At 33.9% G+C, this 19,646-nt stretch carries 20 protein-coding genes, 1 pseudogene and 1 riboswitch; of the genes and pseudogenes, 7 read left to right on the forward strand and 14 right to left on the reverse strand.

The genetic code is table 11. The annotated features are described in order from the left end of the window. Positions 1 to 116: 116 nt before the first annotated feature. From LB941_RS09455 to LB941_RS09465, 3 genes are all read right to left on the reverse strand, one after another. A complete protein-coding gene (locus LB941_RS09455; protein WP_253361543.1) occupies positions 117 to 1,235 on the reverse strand; it encodes an AAA family ATPase in 1,119 nt (372 codons plus the stop codon). Positions 1,236 to 1,251: 16 nt separating this feature from the next. Beyond that, the gene (locus LB941_RS09460) at positions 1,252 to 2,682 is read right to left on the reverse strand and encodes a nicotinate phosphoribosyltransferase (RefSeq protein ID WP_253361545.1); all 1,431 of its coding nucleotides are present in this window, start codon (positions 2,680 to 2,682) and stop codon (positions 1,252 to 1,254) included. Between the two features lie 149 nt (positions 2,683 to 2,831). Then, complete coding sequence (locus LB941_RS09465; RefSeq protein WP_253361547.1) at positions 2,832 to 3,605, reverse strand: NUDIX domain-containing protein; 774 nt, start codon at positions 3,603 to 3,605, stop codon at positions 2,832 to 2,834. 345 nt (positions 3,606 to 3,950) lie between these two features. Here LB941_RS09465 and LB941_RS09470 point away from each other — a divergent pair, with 345 nt between their 5' ends. From LB941_RS09470 to LB941_RS09495, 6 genes are all read left to right on the forward strand, one after another. Further along, complete coding sequence (locus LB941_RS09470; RefSeq protein WP_253361549.1) at positions 3,951 to 4,772, forward strand: alpha/beta hydrolase fold domain-containing protein; 822 nt, start codon at positions 3,951 to 3,953, stop codon at positions 4,770 to 4,772. A 48-nt stretch (positions 4,773 to 4,820) separates the two neighbouring features. Further along, positions 4,821 to 5,474 carry an HD domain-containing protein gene (locus LB941_RS09475; RefSeq protein WP_253361551.1) on the forward strand — a complete coding sequence of 218 codons (654 nt, stop codon included), beginning with the start codon at positions 4,821 to 4,823 and terminating at the stop codon, positions 5,472 to 5,474. Between the two features lie 317 nt (positions 5,475 to 5,791). Next, positions 5,792 to 6,724, forward strand: a complete 933-nt coding sequence (locus tag LB941_RS09480; RefSeq protein WP_253361553.1) for a LysR family transcriptional regulator — start codon at positions 5,792 to 5,794, stop codon at positions 6,722 to 6,724. Positions 6,725 to 6,987: 263 nt separating this feature from the next. Continuing rightward, positions 6,988 to 7,869, forward strand: coding sequence for a metal ABC transporter solute-binding protein, Zn/Mn family (locus tag LB941_RS09485; protein ID WP_253361555.1), 882 nt, complete (start codon positions 6,988 to 6,990; stop codon positions 7,867 to 7,869). A gap of 145 nt (positions 7,870 to 8,014) precedes the next feature. Then, positions 8,015 to 8,674 carry a metal ABC transporter ATP-binding protein gene (locus LB941_RS09490; protein ID WP_253361557.1) on the forward strand — a complete coding sequence of 220 codons (660 nt, stop codon included), beginning with the start codon at positions 8,015 to 8,017 and terminating at the stop codon, positions 8,672 to 8,674. Beyond that, positions 8,674 to 9,474 (forward strand): metal ABC transporter permease, encoded by an 801-nt coding sequence (locus tag LB941_RS09495; protein ID WP_253361559.1) that lies wholly within the window; start codon positions 8,674 to 8,676, stop codon positions 9,472 to 9,474. Before LB941_RS09490 ends, LB941_RS09495 begins: the two co-directional genes overlap by 1 nt. A 128-nt stretch (positions 9,475 to 9,602) precedes the next feature. Here the strand turns inward: LB941_RS09495 and LB941_RS09500 are convergent, their stop codons facing one another. The 11 genes and pseudogenes from LB941_RS09500 to LB941_RS09550 all read right to left on the reverse strand — a co-directional run bounded on the left by LB941_RS09500 (position 9,603) and on the right by LB941_RS09550 (position 18,578). Then, positions 9,603 to 10,562: a serine hydrolase domain-containing protein gene (locus LB941_RS09500; protein WP_253361561.1), complete on the reverse strand. Its 960-nt coding sequence runs from the start codon at positions 10,560 to 10,562 to the stop codon at positions 9,603 to 9,605. A 365-nt stretch (positions 10,563 to 10,927) separates the two neighbouring features. Further along, positions 10,928 to 11,041, reverse strand: coding sequence for a putative metal homeostasis protein (locus LB941_RS09505; RefSeq protein WP_253361563.1), 114 nt, complete (start codon positions 11,039 to 11,041; stop codon positions 10,928 to 10,930). A 13-nt stretch (positions 11,042 to 11,054) separates the two neighbouring features. Continuing rightward, the gene (rpmG, locus tag LB941_RS09510; RefSeq protein ID WP_253361565.1) at positions 11,055 to 11,210 is read right to left on the reverse strand and encodes a 50S ribosomal protein L33; all 156 of its coding nucleotides are present in this window, start codon (positions 11,208 to 11,210) and stop codon (positions 11,055 to 11,057) included. 397 nt (positions 11,211 to 11,607) lie between these two features. Beyond that, positions 11,608 to 11,766 carry a 50S ribosomal protein L32 gene (gene rpmF, locus LB941_RS09515; RefSeq protein WP_253361567.1) on the reverse strand — a complete coding sequence of 53 codons (159 nt, stop codon included), beginning with the start codon at positions 11,764 to 11,766 and terminating at the stop codon, positions 11,608 to 11,610. Between the two features lie 22 nt (positions 11,767 to 11,788). Further along, positions 11,789 to 12,058, reverse strand: coding sequence for a 30S ribosomal protein S14 (gene rpsN, locus LB941_RS09520; RefSeq protein ID WP_253361569.1), 270 nt, complete (start codon positions 12,056 to 12,058; stop codon positions 11,789 to 11,791). A gap of 963 nt (positions 12,059 to 13,021) precedes the next feature. Then, complete coding sequence (locus LB941_RS09525) at positions 13,022 to 13,903, reverse strand: nucleotidyl transferase AbiEii/AbiGii toxin family protein (RefSeq protein ID WP_253361571.1); 882 nt, start codon at positions 13,901 to 13,903, stop codon at positions 13,022 to 13,024. After that, the gene (locus LB941_RS09530) at positions 13,897 to 14,487 is read right to left on the reverse strand and encodes a type IV toxin-antitoxin system AbiEi family antitoxin domain-containing protein (protein ID WP_253361573.1); all 591 of its coding nucleotides are present in this window, start codon (positions 14,485 to 14,487) and stop codon (positions 13,897 to 13,899) included. Before LB941_RS09530 ends, LB941_RS09525 begins: the two co-directional genes overlap by 7 nt. Positions 14,488 to 14,692: 205 nt before the next feature. Then, positions 14,693 to 15,097 (reverse strand): annotated as a pseudogene (locus LB941_RS09535) (transposase); the annotation flags it as partial. Between the two features lie 503 nt (positions 15,098 to 15,600). Next, a complete protein-coding gene (locus LB941_RS09540) occupies positions 15,601 to 16,299 on the reverse strand; it encodes a LutC/YkgG family protein (protein WP_253361575.1) in 699 nt (232 codons plus the stop codon). Positions 16,300 to 16,301: 2 nt separating this feature from the next. Continuing rightward, positions 16,302 to 17,792, reverse strand: coding sequence for a LutB/LldF family L-lactate oxidation iron-sulfur protein (locus LB941_RS09545; protein WP_253361577.1), 1,491 nt, complete (start codon positions 17,790 to 17,792; stop codon positions 16,302 to 16,304). A gap of 12 nt (positions 17,793 to 17,804) precedes the next feature. Beyond that, positions 17,805 to 18,578: a (Fe-S)-binding protein gene (locus LB941_RS09550; RefSeq protein WP_253361579.1), complete on the reverse strand. Its 774-nt coding sequence runs from the start codon at positions 18,576 to 18,578 to the stop codon at positions 17,805 to 17,807. A 230-nt stretch (positions 18,579 to 18,808) separates the two neighbouring features. Beyond that, positions 18,809 to 18,910, forward strand: a riboswitch (THF riboswitch). A 53-nt stretch (positions 18,911 to 18,963) separates the two neighbouring features. Here LB941_RS09550 and LB941_RS09555 point away from each other — a divergent pair. Then, entirely contained in the window at positions 18,964 to 19,503 is a 540-nt protein-coding gene (locus tag LB941_RS09555) for a folate family ECF transporter S component (RefSeq protein WP_253361581.1), read from the forward strand. The last annotated feature ends 143 nt before the right edge of the window (positions 19,504 to 19,646 follow it).

Below are 19,646 nucleotides of genomic sequence, written 5' to 3' on the forward strand. Positions count from 1 at the left end.
AATTCCTAGCACTTTAAACTAACATAAAAGGATCCCCTAGGCTTAAATCAAAATAGATTCAAGCCTAAAAGATCTTCTCTGTCTGTGTATATACTAACTATCCATTCTTACACTTTTTACATTTGACCAACGATAATATCAAGTTTTTCCTTAAAGCTTTCAATGCTTTGCAAATAATTTTCGTAATACATATTATTTCCAGTTTGATTACTTAATATGATAATCTTGTCCGCAAAGCCGGCTTCTTTTAATAAATTCAACACTAATTGCGTGAATTCACCCCGAATCTTCGCGCTGTTCATACTCATATCTCTAAAGCCATCATCGACATACTCATTACCGGGTAATGTAAATAAAATCAAATCCCATTCTTCTTTAGTCACAATGCTTTCATATAAGTTTTTCAGCATTGCATAGTCTTCTTTGGCTATTTCATTTTTTAAATAGTACTCAATGTATGCCATTGTTACTGTTGAATTTGTATCTGCAATAACTAACCCATGATTGCTCTCACCTTCAATCAAGTCTGCTGTTTGCCGATACTGTTCTGTTAATAAATAAGTATAGTCTCTAACCGTTAGTTCATCATCAGTCACATTATATTTATCCTGATATTCACGCGCATATTCCAATGACAACGGTGCATGAAAAGTCCGTGCTAGATCTTGGCCTAAAGTTGTTTTTCCAGTCGAAGCTGCACCCGCTAATAAAACTTTTTTGGTAAAATGCCGATGAAATGGTTGTGTAATATAGTTCCAATTTTCCATCGGATGTTCCCTAATTTTTGTACTTGAAATAGGAATTGTCGTTTGATCTATTTTTTCAACTTGCCAATTAGGATGGATTTGCAAAATTTCTTGCTTACTATTGTCATCACCAACATAAAGTGTCAATGCTACTTCTGTTTCAACAGTTTCTGCTTTTACTACCTGTTCAAGTTCATCTAACCAATCAGCAAAATTACTTGTAGTAGCTAGACTTTTTGACTCATCTAGCATTCCCACAGCAACTAATGGGTCATCCGCAAAAATTTCTCTAATATAGCGGAATCTTTTTTGTAAAGGTAAATCAACTAATGAGCCTTGATCACCTGTCCGGCCTGAAACAACTACCACTGCACCATCATGTTGTCTTTTAGCTGAATGAACAGCGAATACATGACCTAAATGCATCGGTGCGAAATCGCCAAAAATAACAGCAATATCATGACCCTTTACTTTTTTTCGTTGTACCATGAGATTTACCTCCGTTTTAGTACTTACTTAACAGTTCTTGCTGCAAATTGTTTAACTTAATTGTTAGATAAACTGGAAAACTAGATGGATTTATTAAACGCTTTGTTTCATCTGGTAACTCAGACAAGGCATGCTTACTGGCCGCTTGAATCTTAAATACATCATCTTGTATTTCACCTACACGCTTTGTTCCATCTAAAACAGATTTCAATAGTGGCTTGGCAATAAAATCTTGTAAAACTTTCTCTCTTTTCGTTGCCATCATATCTGCTTTAACAACTGCTAATGTGCTACTTAACTTTTCTTCACGTAATGCGATTACGTCAGCAAAAGCTCTTCCAGAAGTATCATATAAACGATACACTTGCTTTATGCCTGGTAAAGTCACCTTAGCCTTTGTTTCACTAACTTTAATCTTGGGCTCAATCTGATTTCCATGCTTAACAGCGCATAACTTATAAACACCACCTAAAACTGGGGATGTTGAACTTGTTATCATTTTTTCGCCAACTCCAAAGTTATCAATTTGAGCCCCTTCATCTAGAATAGATTCAATGATAGTTTCATCTAAAGCATTTGAAATTGTTATCTGAGCTTCTTCAAATCCTGCTTCATCCAATAGTCTACGTGCTTTTTTAGTTAAATCAGTTACATCACCGGAATCAATACGAATTCCACATTTGAAATCAACCTTTTTTTCACGTAATTCTTTAAATACAATAATTGCATTGGGAATACCTGAGTTTAATGTATCATACGTATCTACTAGTAATGAGCAATTATGCGGATACTGGCGTGCCCAGGCACGAAAAGCATCTAGTTCAGTTGGAAAAGATTCAATCCAACTATGCGCCATTGTTCCTGCTACAGGAATATTAAATCTTTTTCCGGCAAGTAAGTTCGACGTGGAAACAGCTCCACCAATAATTGTTGCCCGCGCACCATAAAGTGCAGCATCTGGGCCTTGCGCTCTCCTTGCACCAAATTCCATAACCGCACGTTTAGCGGCTGATGTCGTAATTCGACGTGCTTTTGAAGCGATTAATGTTTGATGATTTATTAAATTTAACAGCATTGTTTCATACAATTGTGCTTGCACCAAAGGTCCTTCTATTGTAACTACTGGTTCCCCAGAAAAAACAGGAGTTCCTTCTGCAATCGTCCATACCTTACACTCATTTTGAAAATTCTTTAAATACTTCAAAAAAGCGGCACTAAATAAATCAAGTGACTTTAAATAGTCTAATTCTTCTTCATCTAAATGAAATTTTTCGACTGCTTCAACAGCTTGTTGGATACCAGCTAAGATAACAAAACTGCCCTTATCAGGAAGTTTGCGGAAGAAAATATCAAATACACCCTCTTCCATCGGCAATTCTTGATAAAAACTATTTGCCATCGTAAACTCATATAAATCTGTTAGTAACGCCAATCTATCGGGATCCATAAAAATATTCTCCTTAATTTTAAAGTATCCACATACTTTAATTATATACAACGTGCTTTTTCTTATCTTAATAAAAAGGTATTAAGTACTTTTATTACTTTAACAAAAATAGCTGTCATTGACAACTAATTTACCTAAACATTTAATTTTTAGTTTTTCTCTGTATCATGCATCCTGAGACTATACAACCGCGGAGGGCGTCCTGGCTGCTTAATCGTTGATATTCCTACATCTTTAAACATATGTCCATGTGTTTTCTTAAAATTAGAATTATCGATTTGCTGCGGACTAACCATTAAAAACGGAGCATATACACTTCGTGCTTCCTTAAGTGTAAATCTCGCCCCCAGTGTCAATAAGATATTCGGCTTATAGTCTAATTTATTCCTGATTCGTGTCGCTGCAACTTTAAAAACCCATTCATGATCAAAAGCTAAATTTGTTTTACTTTCAAGATGAGTCTGTTGATAAAATTGATTTTCATTAGCTGCTTTAGTCGCTAGAAAAAATAAATTTCCACTAATTAAACTGTAACGTTTATCTTTATAGCCAAATCTAAACCACTGAACCTCACTTGCTCCATAACCTGCTCTTAAACGTGGCATTTCAGGTAAAAAAGTCATATAAGCTAATGAAATAGCTCTTTGTCCACTCGTTCTACCCGGATTAGTAAATGTCGCCAACTGCTCAGTATGAATTGCCGATAACTCTAACCCTATCTTCTCTTTAACCAAACGTAATGCTGCTTGATCTGCACTTTCCCGCATTCGCATGAAGGTTTCAGGTAAAGCCCATTTTCCCCTAAATGGCTCATTAGCACGTTTAACTAACAATAAATGCATTTTTTCAGTTTGACGATCAAAACTCCATATTAAATTAACAATATTGATGTAAGGACGCTCAAGCAATTGAACCTCAGTCATTTAAAAACTCCCTTCAAACAAATATCTACAAAATTATTATACGCTATAAAAAGTTTTTATTTCAACAACAACTACCATTTTTCAAGCTGATTACTCTTTTTTTACATTGGTTGCTATTTAAATTATAAATTTTTACTTTACTGAATATGCTAGAATTATTTTTACAAGCTTTCAGAATATATGTTACTATCTTGTTAAAAGTTATCCCCAAAAGCTAGGTTCTTCACCTTTTACTGCAACTAATCTCTGTTGTACATTACTGACTAACTTGTATAAAACTTGCATTTAAAATAATAAATAATACCCTATCTCAAATAAATTAATCAATTAACTAGGAGAAATACCATGTCTATTAAAACTTATACATTAGATGAGCCCCAGTTCCCACAAAATCCTAGGCTTTATCTCGATATACCTTACGCTATAAAAAATGGGCACATACTCAACTTGCATATCATTGAGCCTGCAACTCCAACTGCATCAAATCCACATTTTCCGCTAATAATGTTTACTCCAAGTAAGGATTTTAGCCATACAAACCTGGAAATGTTCTTTTCGCCGTTAATGCAATTAGCCCGCTATGGTTTTGTCATTGCGCTTGTTGAAACGCGCTATCTTCCTAATACTCATTTCCCAGAACAAACTAAAGATATTAATACAGCTACTCGCTATATGTTAAATCATGCATATCAATACCATATTGATCCTTACCGTTATTTTAGTTGGGGACTTAACTCTGGAGCTTATTCCTCATTATTAGCTGCCTGGACAGCACATATCCAAAAGTTCAACGATGAGGATGTTCATACACAGTCTTTGCGGTTCAAAGGTTGCATCAGTTTTAATCCACTTATTGATTTAACACCTGAACCCGAGTCAAAGAAATTACAGACTGCACTTTTAAAATATTTTGACACTACCAATCTCGCGGAATTTAATCTACTAAACTATGTTGGAAAAAAGGAGTTGCCTAATAATTTAATTTTCCAAGTTGAAGCAGCTGCATCACATAAAACTGATTATTCAAAAAAATTCGTTAACTACCTTGAAAAGTCAACTGACTTATCTTCCATCTACACTATGCTTGCGGCAAATGAACTTAATGACGGCTTTTTCACGCCCTATACAATTGACATCATTGTCAACTTTTTGAAGGATAACTTATAGATATATTTAAGCTAGCTCGTCAAGAAAAAAGAAATGAGGCATTACTCTATGAAAACTGATAAACAACTCGAACAGATTTTTATTTTTGCACAAAAAAAATTAGCTCATGACAAAACAGGACATAGTTTTTCCCACATCCAACGCGTCTCAGCTCTTGCTAAGAAACTAGCCCACGAAGAAAAGGCTGATACTTTTATTACGCTAGCCTCTGCATTGCTTCATGACACTATCGATGATAAAGTTGTTGCTGACTCACAACAAGCACTCACAGAAGTTAAACATCTCTTGGCTTTGCTTGAAGTTTCACCTGAAAAAGTTGCCATCATCACTTATATTATTACCCATATGTCCTTTGCAAATTCCTTGAACGGTCAAGAGAAATTACCCTTAGAAGGTCAGATTGTTCAAGATGCTGACTGGCTTGATGCGATGGGCGCTATCGGTATTACTCGTGCAATCTACTATGGCGGCCATCATGCTGAGACTATCTATGATCCGACAATCAAACCACGCACAAATCTAGATAAAACAGAATATCGCAATCTTGCTAACGAAACAATTATCAACCATTTCCACGAAAAGCTATTTCACCTCAAAGATATGTTAAATACCGAAGGTGCACGTAAGCTGGCGCAACATCGGGACGCAGTAATGCATACCTTTTTAGATGAATTCACGGCAGAATGGAATGCTAAACGTTAGATTTTCTTTAAACAAAAACAACTTTTTTTAATCAATTAGCAAACTTTTCTTCAAACAATACGTGTATTGTTTACAGCATAACCTAATAAACCTTTCAAGCTTTTCTTTATTGTTTTCATATAGCTTCCCTTACATGAAAGCAATACCACCAGACCACTATTACGTCTGAAAACACATACTCCTTTTACTCCGGCGAACTGAAGCGTCGGAGTTTTTTTATTGATTGCTATTGTTATTTTTAATATTTTATTGCAGTATTATTCCTAATAATGCATAATGTATATAGTTATATACTTTTTTTAGAAAGGGGCTCTACTATGCGCTCATTTGAGAATGATCAGCAATTCATCAAAATTTTAGAAACAATTATCGACTGTGGAAGTGTTAGCAAAGCCGCTGAGCGTCTTTTTATTTCACAACCATCTTTGAGCAAAAAAATTAAACAACAAGAGCGCGAACTTAATGTAATCCTTATTGATCGCAAACACCACCCCCTACGTTTAACTGAGCCTGGAGAATTTTATCTAAATAATCTTAAACGCTTAACGACGCAATATGAATCCGTCTATCGTGACTTAACTCGTATGGCAAGTTCTAATCATGGTCAAATCTCTTTAGGAATAACACAATCGCTAGGTCAAAAAATTCTACCATTAATATTGCCGCAGTTTCATAATATTTATCAAGATGTTACTCTTCAAATATTTGAAGACTCAGCTGAGCACAACGAAAATCGCTTAGTTCATTCTAAGATAGATTTATATCTTGGAATACTCCCTATTTTCCGTTCAGATATTCATTCTGAAGTTTTAGCAACTGAACCAGCGTACCTACTAGTCCCTAATCGGCATCCTTTGTACATAGCTAATCAGAAACTTAAACATTTAGAATCAGTTCGTGATATAGCACCTTTCGTAGAGAAATATCCTTATATCAGTGATTCTGAAAATACAGGTTTTCAACGTCTAGTTACCAATACTCTAGCCGAGTACGATATCAACTTAAATCAACTATTAAAATGCTGCAATCTTTTAACAGTTGCTAATTTAGCAATTCGTAATATGGGGTGTACCATTATTCCACGTTCTGTAGCAAAGGCTGTCCATCATATTCAACCAGCCAATTTTTATGAACTCCCTAATCAACTTAATTATAAGTTAGTTATTGCGCATAAAGAAGATGAAGAATTGAATGCCCAAATGAAAGCATTTATTAAAATGGCAAAAGGTGCCGGCCCATTATTACTGTAATAAACTATTACTAAGCTTCCTTTATGTGGAAGCTTTTTTGCCGCTAAAATATCTAATAGCACTTAAATATATTCTTTACTAATTCCTAATAAAAAAGTCTAAATAGTAATTAGATGCATTTTTTACTCTTTTCTTCTAATTTTGCAATCTTTCTAAAGTGTAATGGCCTCCGTTATAGCCATTTTCTTACTTGACACGCTTTTTTTTCTTAGTTACTATCTAAAGAGTAATCATTACATTACTTATTAAGGGAGAATATTTATATGAAGAAATTACTAACTCTATTGCTTTCCGCTCTAGCTTTAGTGACACTTGCTTTAGGCTTAGGAGCCTGCTCCAAAAAGGCTTCTACTTCTGCTAGCAGTGGCAACTTAAAAATTGTAGCTACGACTGATTTTTATGGTCAAGTTGCTAAAGAAGTTTTGGGAAAATATGGTACAGTTACATCTATTATCAAAAACCCCAGTGTTGATCCACATGAATACAGCCCTACAACAAAAGTTGCTAAAGTTGTAGCTAATAGTGATCTTGTTTTATATAACGGCTTAGAATACGATACTTGGGTAAAAAAACTTGGAGGTAGTAAATATCTTTCTGTTGCCTCAATTACTAAACAAAAAATTGGCGCAAATGAACATCTTTGGTACAAAAAAAATACCATGGCAAAAGTTGCTCAAGCTTTAGCAACTGAATATGGTAAATTAGATTCAAAACATAAAAAACAATTTGAAGCAAATGCTAAAAAATATCAAGCAAAATTAGCTACTTTAAATACCATGCTTGCTAAAATAAAGAAAAATAGCGATGGCAAAAAAGTAGCCGTCAGCGAACCTGTCTTTGATTATGCACTGCAAGCCATGGGATATACGGTTATTAATAACCATTTTGCAAAAGCTACAGAAGACGGAACGGATCCTTCTTACTCCGATATTAAAGATTTGCAAACAGCTATTAAAAACCATAAAATTGCTTTCTTTGTACAAAACATCCAAACGGATAGTAAAATCATTGATAATATCGTTAAATTATGTAAGGAAAACAACATTCCCGTTGTTAAAGTAACAGAAACTCTACCCTCCGGAAAGAACTATATTCAATGGATGACTTCCGAATATAAACAAGTTCTTAAAATTCAAAATAGTTAATTTTATATTTGAAAATTACTATAATCATGTTTTTAAATTCAATATTCATTTATAATTACTAGTGAGAAATGTTTCATCTTCCCACTAGTAATATTTTATATATTTCATGAAAGGAATTGGACAACTTTTGTCCTAGCGGTACAATATGGATTCGATTTTAAAAGTAACAAACCTAAATTTAGAAATTCCTAATCGAACACTTTTTAAAAATCTTAAATTTGAAATTCCAGCTCATAAATTAACGTGTGTTACTGGAGAAAATGGAGTAGGTAAAACTACGCTTATTAAGCATCTTTTACAAGATTTAGATAATCACTTTACGCAACATGTGCAATTTAGTATTCAGCGTGATCAAATTCAATATGTACCCCAATTACGTAATATTGATGATGAATTTCCTTTAAGCATTCATGATTTTGTTTCACTTGGATTTAAAAAAAGAATTCTACCTTGGAATTCACCACAAATGAAAACAACACTTACTCAAATCCTCACCGAAACAAACTTGTCTAATATAGAAAAGCAACCTTTAGGCCGTTCTTCTGGTGGTGAAAAACAACGTGCTTATCTTGCTCAGGCACTATGTGCTAATCCTGAATTATTAATTCTTGATGAAGCCACAGCTAGCCTTGATGTTATCAGTAAACATGAACTGCTAAAGTTATTAAAAAAAATAATGGCTACCCGTGGCCTTACCATTATTTTTATTACGCATGATCCTGATTTGATTGAGCAATACGCTGATTATGAACTGCACTTATCGAATCAGTCAGGTACACTACTTAAAAAGGAGGGCCTTGACTAATGTTTTACTATGCTTTTATGCGTTATGCATTTACTGCTGGAATCTTCATAGCCCTTATCTGCGGTTTTATGGGCGTTTTTGTCGTCGCAAGACAAACTTCTTTTTTCACACATACCTTATCTGAAATTGGCTTTTCAGGCGCCTCTTTTGGTGTTTTTCTAGGTATCTCGCCGCTTTTGGGAATGTTGCTTTTTACAAGCACTAGTGCCATCTTAATTGGTCTTTCTGGTGAAAAGCTAGGCCGGCGTGAAGCCTCCATTAGTGTGTTTTCAGGCCTTTTCTTAGGTCTTGGAATCTTATTTCTTTCTCTTTCAACGCAACAATCAAGTTACGCTACTAGCATCTTGTTTGGTAGTATCGTTGGAATCGATGCATCTAATCTACACACACTGATTTTCTTAAGCATTATCCTATTAATTACGATTATGCTACTTTTCAGACGTCTAGCATATAATTCTTTTGACGGTCAAGGTGCAGAATATAATCAACGTTATAATAAGTTAGTTTCTATTATTTTTCTTATCTTACTAGCTTTAACAATTAGTGTTACTGCTCAAATCGTTGGTTCTCTTTTAATCTTTGTATTGCTTACTATTCCAGCATCAGCTGCTAAATATTTTGTCCATTCATTAGGTAAAATGATTGCACTAACTTGTGCTTTTGCTTTACTTGGAGTCTGGCTTGGTCTTTATCTCAGCTATTTAACGAATTGGCCTGTCAGTTTCTTTATTACCGCAATCGAAAGTGTTGTTTATGGTGTTGCTATCTTATATGAAAAGATTCAAAATGCACATAAGTAATTGTAAAATGCAACAAAACTAGATATTTTTATGCTACTAAGGTATGTTTCCGATACTCAATCGGGAGCGTACCTTTTTTTAAGCGAAATTCAATCGTCATTATCTCAATTGATATAATGTTCAAGCAGTTATTCTTTAATCACTTCTTGCAACAACTCATTGGCTAAAGAAATGCAATGCTTACTTAAACAATTGATTAAAACAACCGCCGCTGCGCTATTATTGATATCAATTACCATAATTGATAATTGTGTCCCAGTCTGTCCGACTTTTAGCCACAGCCCTTCTTTTTCTCTAACCATTCCCATTAACGAAAATGATTCTGGTCGTTCTTGAAAAACTGGTTCCATAAATAATTTATTTGAAAATTTCAGCATATCTATTATATTGGATTTAAGCCCTCCAGCAGCCTTACCAACATTGTTTTCACAGTTATCCCATTGCCAATTACCATAATTTTTATTTTGAAAATATCCTGGCAATAAATTTTCCATTCCAAAGTTGGTCTCAGTTAATTCTAATTTGTCCTTCAAAAACAAATTCATACAATTTTCATAGCTATCAGTTTCTAATCTTGCAATGATAAGACCCAAAACAGCATATCCAAAATTAGAATATACATACCTATGTCTAGTAGTAACCCTTTTGTGAATCAAGATATTTTCAACACAATTAGAACACATATTGCTCTCGTAAGGATTATATTGACGAGTTCCTTTGTGCTTAATAATTTTAATAAAATCATTTAATTTCAAAGGCGTTAAATAACCATAACCCGACCGATGCATCAATAAGGCACTAATTGTTGGGTAATTTTTTTCAGGTAAACTAGAAATAACCTCATTTACTTTAGTTTGACTCGTCACACTTTTTTTCTGGAACAATTTAATAAAATAAAAAGCTGTAAAAACTTTCGTTAATGAACCAATTTCATAATTTGGTAACTTTTTCTCGTTTAAACAAGTTCTATTTCCATAGGTCTGCCATGATATTTCTTTACGATAAGAAACCCCAATTGATAATGTACTTGTCGGATGTGCGGTAATAATTTTTTTTATGATGTTTTCTATTTTTACTGATATATGCACTTTGCCTAGATTCCTTTTTTTATTTATAATATTACTTTTATTGATTGTCGATGTCTATATGAACACCTAGTAATTCATAAAATGCCCGCCAATTTTCTAAATTCTTCGAAAACTGATGGGCTTGTTTTATCCATGAAATCGATAGAACATTTTTTCTTTCAGTACCCTATATTATAGAACCTAAAAATACCCCATAATTGTTAGTTTCTATATCTAACAATTAAGAGGTATTTCAAAATCAGGATGCTAATCGTTAAGCTGTCAGCTATCATAATTCGTTCAACGATTGTAACGATGAAAAATAAAGAGAATCGGTTCTCTTGGCTTTGTTTTATATTTAGTTATCCATACAAATAAACTCCATGCTATTTTCTCTTGGTTCTACGTTCTTGATGAATGAACTTAAGTGCACGCTTTTTGGTTTTTATATTGGAACTTTTTAATTTACGATATGCTGTTGCTAATGTCATTTTCTCCATTTTTCACCTCAACTTACTTCGTAGTTACTTCAACAAACCATGCTTTTTTACGTAACTTTGGGGAATATTTCTTCAATTTTAATTTTTCAGGATTATTACGTTTGTTTTTGCTCGTTAAATATAAACGTTCACCTGTTATCATACATTCTAGAATAATATTATTGCGCATTTTCTTCCTACCTACCTGTTAAAAATTCTTGGATTTGTTCTTTTTGACTATAGTTCAAAACATCTTTTTGTATTTCTTGTATTAAACAGTCTCTAAATTCTAGAGATACTTCCCAAAACCCATTAATCATTTCAAACTCGTTTTTATTATATTTTTCGAAAACTGGGTACATCTCAAGAAAATCATTCCATTCAAGATAAGGTTCTTCTGAAACACTTTCTACATAACCTTTTTCTAATGCCTGTTTGGTGGGAAAGCCAAATTCATCAATAATTTAATCCTCAATTAAATCTCGGTAAATTTTGGTTTTATATTCTAAAGTAACATCTTCACCATTACTAAAATTTTCAACGGCTTGCTCAACTAAACTTGGATAAATAATTTCCATCTACATCCCTCATTGCTTACGTTTTTTTATTTCTTCTAATGAATAGTGATGACTACGATGATATTCTCCTGTAGAAGCATCTATTGAAAATGTAGGCATTGCAAGACCTTTATTGGTTCTCCGCTTATTCTTCTTACTCTTCGATGTCTTTCTTGCTGGTACTGCCATTTACATCACCTCTCTTGTTCTCTTACCAACTTGCTTTTTTAACTCCAGGAATTTCACCTTTCAAAGTTAAGTTTCGAAAATTTATTCTAGACATTTTAAACTTGCGCATATATCCTCGTGGTCTGCCATCTAACTCATCTCTATTGTGTAACCTCACTGCTGAACTATTTCGAGGGAGCTTACTCAGTCCTTGATAGTCTCCTATTTCTTTTAAATATTTTCTTTTCTCTGCATATTTCAAAACTAAAGCTTTTTGCTTTTCAAGTTTTGCCATTTTAGATTTTTTTGCCATTTTATCTTTTCCTTTTCATATAAATAGTAATCATTACAATTAAAATAATAACTCATACAAATCTTTTTGTAAATGGTAATTATTACTTTTTATTTTAAGAATAAATAAAAAAGGTGAAGTGAACCCACAAGTTTGGACAACTAAATTAAGCTGCTAACTGATTGGCAAGTTCTCGGTATTGTACCGGTGACTTGCCTTTTAATTTTGTTTTAATTTTTGAGTACCCATCTCTTATCGTGTGATTTTATGAATGTATCCAGTTTGTAACCAATTCTGTAACTTCTCTGCTTCAGGTAATATATCAAATAACTTAGCATCTTTAAAATTGCGGCTCCAAGACAATTCATCAAACTGATTGTTGGCATATTTCATATAGGTTAATTTACGATAATACCTATCACCACGACGGATAACATATTTTTCATCTAATTGCCCTTCAACGTGCTAGTCACTAATATTCAAGTTCCTAGTGATTAGGTTTTCTTCATTAATCAGATCGTTCTTCAATTCTGTTAAGCCTGTATACTCGACGGTTTGTGATTTTTTAGTACTTGGATCTGTATAAACTGTTTCCAGAACATACATCTTGTCAGTGCTAATATTACTAAGTGATAGTTGATCACCAAGTAGATTTTCGATATCAAACTTATCCTGTTCTCGGCGAGCGCGACGGAGTAATCTTGAACCACTAAGAATTGCTAGTTTTTAATCTGAATAATCGTTGGTATCATTTTTCAGATTAAAATTAAAAATTTCATCATGCAGATTTCCACCTTTATCACTGACAACCCGCTGTGCGAAATTTTGTATATCGTTATTTCTAATGTCGTTGCTATTTCCAATTATTTTCACACCCGTTTTCTTTTGATATTGTAAATATAAAACAACACTGAGAATTCAGATATTTCACCTAAAAAAGCCAAAGTATATTTCAACTTTGGGATATGGTGGAGTTTCTTCAATTTATCTTTTTTTCTTGGTAACTGAATGTGCATTACCTATCATTTTTTGTTCACTATGTGACAGTTTTTCAATTGAATTTACGATCTGATCGAAATTAATGTCCCGCGCATATTGATTTTCAGGCATCGAACGATATCGATTCCACATGGCATTAAGCTCAGGATCGACACGGATCTGTGTGAGAATTTGATGAATTTGTGGTTGTGTAAATTTCGTATGTCGTACCTCATTTGTAGCATTAAACGAGCGTATTAAATCATGATAGTTAATTCGAAATTTTTGAGGCAGTGCATACAAGTCATAGAAGTCTTTTCCGCGACTATTGGATGTGCCACGTGATAAAACTGTTTGTAATTTTTCTGCCAAGATTTGTTCCAAAGGATATGCTAATACATTAATTATTTTATCTTCAAACATCAATTGATGTTTGAAACGTACTGGTGATGGAATAATCGCATCTCCAGCAGTAATATCCATACGGAATGGAACTCTCATCTTTTCAATATATGCAAATCCTCTAATTCTAAAACCCGGATAGTTTGCTACTTCCCGTGTGTTATCAATTTTGAAATCCTTAAATTCAATTCCTTCAGGGGTAGGATTTTTGAACACTTTCTCTAAAAAATCGTACATAGTTTCTATACTATTGGCTCGGTTAATGATAGTGGTGTCTAAATCTTCTGTTGTTCTATTAGTAATACCGAGGACGGATTGTAATACATATCCTCCCTTAATTACAAGATTCTCTTTATAGGATGATTCAGATATCTTTTCCAACAGTTTTCCTAATATAAAATCTCTTTGAATGATTGCTGGGGAAGTTCCAGTACGTTTTGCTTCTGCTTTAATCCAATCTTTTAGTTGTTTCGATGTCATTACCATTGTGTTTGTAACGCCTCCAAAGCCGTTTTAAGAGATTGTACTCCTCTACTCTTTGCTGAGCTTAGTTGTTGTGAGAGAAGATATGGATCAAACTTTGTTTGATAATATCCTTGCAGTGTTTCATACGCAATCTCACTACTTGGATTTTCAGACCAGAAGTCCACCAGACATCGTTCTACACTATAGCATCTCACATTGTTAAGAGATGGGGTTTTTACCACTTCAATATTTTTTTCAAACTTATCAGCTTTTACATAATGTGGAATTACTTCGTTATTAATTCGGTTAAAATGAAACCCTTGCTTGAAATACATATGATAATTAAACGGAGTATTCGTTGTAAGTTGATATAGATACAACCCAGTTTCCCCACCAAAAACGCCTTGTTTATATTTTTTCTGCCATAACACAAATGGATCTTCAAGCTGATTAGGATCGCTATATAATCCGCGCATTGGTTGATCCAACTCGTTTTGATCAACCAAATATTTCAATGTGCTTCTCTGAAAACCAGCCTTTACCGCTTCTTGGCTAGTAAAGATTCCTCCGTTTTTGTCTAAAAAATGCTGTAGTGCACTATTCATTATTATCACCACCGTACTTATATGCTTTAATTGTATAATAATAACGCAAATGTGTACAGTAAGTTTTCTTGGACTCTTTAATAAGTGATACTGATGAATTAAACATTTAGTTTTTACAATAAATTGGTGTAGCTTATCTAGCTATCTGGGAGTGTCAAGAAATTTGTGTAAATGAAAGTCCCTTTCCTCTGTAAAAAATAATTCGTTAATCGAAAAGTGATTCAAGTGTATCTTTAACTTGACCAAATCCTTTGTGAATTCTTTCAAAATTATTTTCGTTGTAATTAAGTATCTGAACCCCAATGAAATTATCTAAAGATTTTTCATTAGGAAACTGTTCCTTGGACTTAGTTTTGCGTTTTATCTTTTTATTTACTGATTTTAGGATATTGTTTGAATAAATTATTGGTCGAATAACTAATGGAAAGCTCAAAAAAGCTAGTAATTCATTCTCAATTGATTTTAACTTTTTAATTAAATTGAAGTTTGTTTTCTCCCATGTATCGTAAAAACTGTTTAATAGTTGATGTCCTGCCGTTATATCACTTACTGAGTGTAGTTGCTTAAAATTATTTGAGATACTTTCACGATCCTTTAAGCGGACAAGGGAATCCCTCCATTTTGGTTTGGTTTGACGCTTTAATCATACGGGGAAGGGATTCCTTTTTCAATAAGCTTTTTATTTACACAAACTATTTTATACTTCCATTGATAATGCTAACCGTCTTTTAGCCTTTTTTTACTATTGACTTTGTTCAGCTTTTATCTCATGTTTTTTGTCTACTTATCATATCCAAAATAAATTTACACAAAAAACTCCGCAGCCGGGGAAACTACGGAGAAAAGGAGTTGTTATTACATTACTAAGTATCGGGAAAATACTTAATAAATTATAGTTTACTTTTCTTAGGGAAAGAAAAGTAGTAAATATGTTATGAAAAAAAGTTTTGTTATTGGGTATGTTTATATAGTAGTTTAAATTTGTGAACTGTTTGTGAAATTCTTTTGATATAAATAGTTGAATTTCGTGATGAAATTAAGCGTCACATGACTATTTATTGAAATAACTGTTATCTTCGCTTCTTCAAACTAATTTATCGCGCTCACTATTTATTATAAATCTTCGACAACCACATAAGTCATATCAAGTGGTCCATGGACTCCTACTACTAAAACCATTTCAATATCCCCTGAATTTGATGGCCCTGTAATAAAATTAATGTTCGATGTACTAAGGACTCCATTTTTTATATCTGAATCATACTTATCCATTGCTTGCCGCGTTCGTGGTACAATATCACTTTTTTTGATAATACTTAGATAGTGTGTTGGCAAAAAGTTAAACGCACGCCCTTGACCAGCAGTTGTCGCAACTGTAATTGTTCCTGACTCTGCTAATAAATAATCTGCAAATCCAACTGCTCCATCCGCTGACTGTGCTGTTTTTATATTTACCTCACGCGCTGCTTGAGGTTGCCAATATGTTGCGGCTTGTTCTTTTTGCCACTTGTCTAAATTAAATTCATTCCATTTATCGGTTGTTGGCAAAATTAAATTTTTAATTTTCTTTGCTGCTATATATTCATCTAATAACTTTCCCAAATTCTCAGTTGTTACTTTCTTAAAATCAACTTTAACTGCTTCACTATTCTTTTGAGCAATTTCTAATAGCTCATCTTGACTTTTACCAGATAAAGTAGTTTCTGGTAGATCATTTAGAGGTTGGAAAGGATGTTCGTGCAACTGATGTCGTGGTCTCTTAGCTTTTTGAGCTAAAAAATCCAAAAACTCTTCACGATTTGCATTTCCCATAACTATTTCCCTCCCTTAGCAGCTTGCTCTTGCTTGTGCTTTTTGAACCAATGTCTAAAATTCTCATGACTTTTAGCAGGCTGTGGTAAATCACGAATATCTGTCCAACCTCGAGCAAATTTGGGTACCGGTTTATGCAATTTTCCAATTCTACCAGTTTCATATAAAAAGCCCGCTACAGAATCATGGTCATGATGCGAGACAACTTTTGAAGCTGTATTTGCGCCAAACATAGCTGATTTAAAAAGAATTGGTGAGCCTGTTCCAACTCCAATTGTTTTCATAATCGTATTAGTTAAACTATGATCAGTATGCAATTTATCCATCATCACGTGCCGGTGCTCAATTAAAAGTTCGTGCAATGGTATCCGAACAGGACAGGTTTCTGTACATGCAGCACACAAACTCGATGCATATGGCAAATCTCCGAACTCTTCATATCCATCTAAAACAGGTGAAAGAACTGCACCAATTGGTCCGGGATAAATAGAACCATAACCCTTGCCGCCAATATGCCGATAAACTGGACAAACATTTAAACACGAACCACAACGAATGCATTGCAAAACAGATTCAAACTGGGTTCCTAACGCATTTGAACGTCCATTATCAATAATAACAACATGAAAGTCATCTGGCCCATCAGATTCATCGTCTGTGCGTTTACCACTAAATGAACAATAACTAGTTAGTTTTTGTCCAACTGCACTTCGAGAGAGCATATTATCAAGTACTTCTGCTTCTTTTAAACTAGGCACGATTCTCTCCATTCCCATCACAACAACTTGTGTTTTAGGAATAGCCATAGTCAAATCTGCATTTCCTTCATTAGTTACTAAATTAATCATCCCACTATCAGCTATCGCAAAATTACATCCTGTAACTCCCATATCAGCTTGCAAGAAATATTCGCGTAAATATTTACGTGCAAATTTAGCCATTTTTTCCGGTTCATTACTACCTGTATAGCCAAGCTTTTCGAAAACTTTTTGGATTTGGTCGCGATTTTTATGCAAAGTTGGGAAAACAATATGTGTTGGTTCATCCCAATTATCTTCTTGTAAGATGAATTCTGCTAAATCAGTTTCCATCACGGAAACACCTGGTAGTTTCATTAATTCTTTATCCAAATCAATCTCGGTTGAAACCATTGATTTTGATTTAACAACCTTTTTTACCGCTTTTTTTACTGCTAAATCTTTTATATATTCAGTTGCCTCTTGATCTGTTTTAGCAAAGAAAACATGACCACCCTTTTTTTCGACATTATCAGCAAACTCTTCTAAGTAGTCTGGCAAATATTTAATAACATGCTGGCGAATTTGTTCACCTAAATCACGCCATTGTTCCCAATTACCAAGCTCTTTTCTGGCTGCTTCACGTTTATCCCACTGTGCATCTTGGGCTTTAGCAACTGAAGCTTGCATAAACTTATCTTTCTTAGCTTCTTCTACTCTCTCAACGAAAGGTTTAGTACTTGTAGCAATTCCCATGATACTACCCCCTTATTGTTCAACCTTTTCAATATCTTTTTTATACTTAATTCGCTTAACATCAACATTGCTGTTTAACACTTCAGCAATGTGCATAATCTTAATTTTTTCACCCCTGCGGCTAAAACGTCCCCCTATATTCATCAAACATGCAGGGTCTGCACTAATTAATATCTCAGCTTTTGTGCTTAAAACACTGTCTACTTTTTCATCAACCATTGTCTGTGAAATTTCTGGTTCTTTAGCAGAAAAAGTGCCTCCAAAACCACAACAGTTTTGAATGTTGGGTAATGGTGTCATTTCCAAATCCTTTACATGATCTAACAAAACAAAAGGTGCAGTTGCCTCACCTAATAATCTAGTCATATGGCAAGAACGATGATACGTGGCTTTAGCATCTAACTGCGCTCCGGCATCAACCACCCCTAAGACACGATAAAGAAACTGTGAAAACTCATATGATTTATCAGCTAATTCAGCTGCCTTTTGTGCATATTCAGGATCATCTTTTAAACTATTTTTATAACTTCGTAACATCGCAACACAAGAACCCGCTGGGCCAACTATATAATCAGCATCTACACTCAACAAAGAATCAATTTCATTATGTAATGTCTTATCTGTTTCTTTCAAATAACCACTATTATATGTGGGTTGTCCACAACAAATTTGATTTTCAGGTAAATAGCAATCACAACCAAACCTTTCTAGCACTTCAGTCATTGCTTGGCCGACTTTAGGAAAAAATAAATCAACGACACAAGTAGAAAAAATAGCTACTTTCATAAAACATTATCCCCTTAATTAGTAAAATTTATAGATTATATCGTTTACAATATAACACAAAAATTATCCTTTTTTTCAATTAGTGCCTTTTGTTCGAAAAAAAGAAAATTCATTTAATTTTATAAGCATTTTGGAATAACTTTTTAGATTTTTTAACATAAAAACGATTTCTTGCTTATTTTTGAAATTTAATTATATACACAGCTCAGTTTTATTGGTATATTTGTCCAATAGGGGTAGGCACCCTTGCGTTACGGGTCAAAGGAACGGAATGTGAACTTTGACAGAACGGCTTTTGTCATAGCCGACGTTTTGTGTGCCGCATTCACCATCACTAATATTGGTGCTTGCTCTCCTCTGAATATATTTAGGGAGATGTTTTTTTATGACAAAACTTACATGGAGTAGTCCAAAGCTTACTGTACGTATGTTGACAATCACTGCCATTCTAGTTGCTATTCAAGTTGTCCTAAGTAAAATTTCTATTGGTTCTGACAGCTTGGTTAAGATTAGTTTAGGTTTTATTGCAACTGCATTGGTAGGCTATTTTTTAGGCCCTTGGCTTGGTGGAATAGCACTTGTTTTAAATGACTTAATCGCTAATACCTTGCTATCAACTGGCAGTAGTTTTTTTATTGGTTTTACTTTTTCTGCTTTCATATCCGGAATAATCGCAGGCGCTTTTTTACGGAACCAACCTTTAAGTTGGCAGCGATTGGCTATTTATGAACTAGTTCAAATACTGGTTACAAATGTTTTTTTTACCACTCTTTGGATTCATGTCTTATATACAACACCATTTAATACTCTTTTACTTGTACGTTTGCCCAAAGAAATTATTTCTTGGCCAATCGAGACATTCGTTATTGTCGTGGTTCTCCAGGCAATTGCAAAACATGATTTTAAATTAGATCGCGGATATTAATTTTTCTCGTTTGAGCTAAATATCTGTCCTTCTTTATTACTTTCAAGCATACAAAAAGTTGATAGTAGTGACTACGCTATACTGGTCACTATCATCAACTTTTTTGTACTACAAATTTTTAGCATTTTTATCTAATTGAACGA

Source organism: Ligilactobacillus ubinensis, from assembly GCF_024160875.1.
GTDB classification, from domain to species: Bacteria; Bacillota; Bacilli; order Lactobacillales; family Lactobacillaceae; genus Ligilactobacillus; species Ligilactobacillus ubinensis.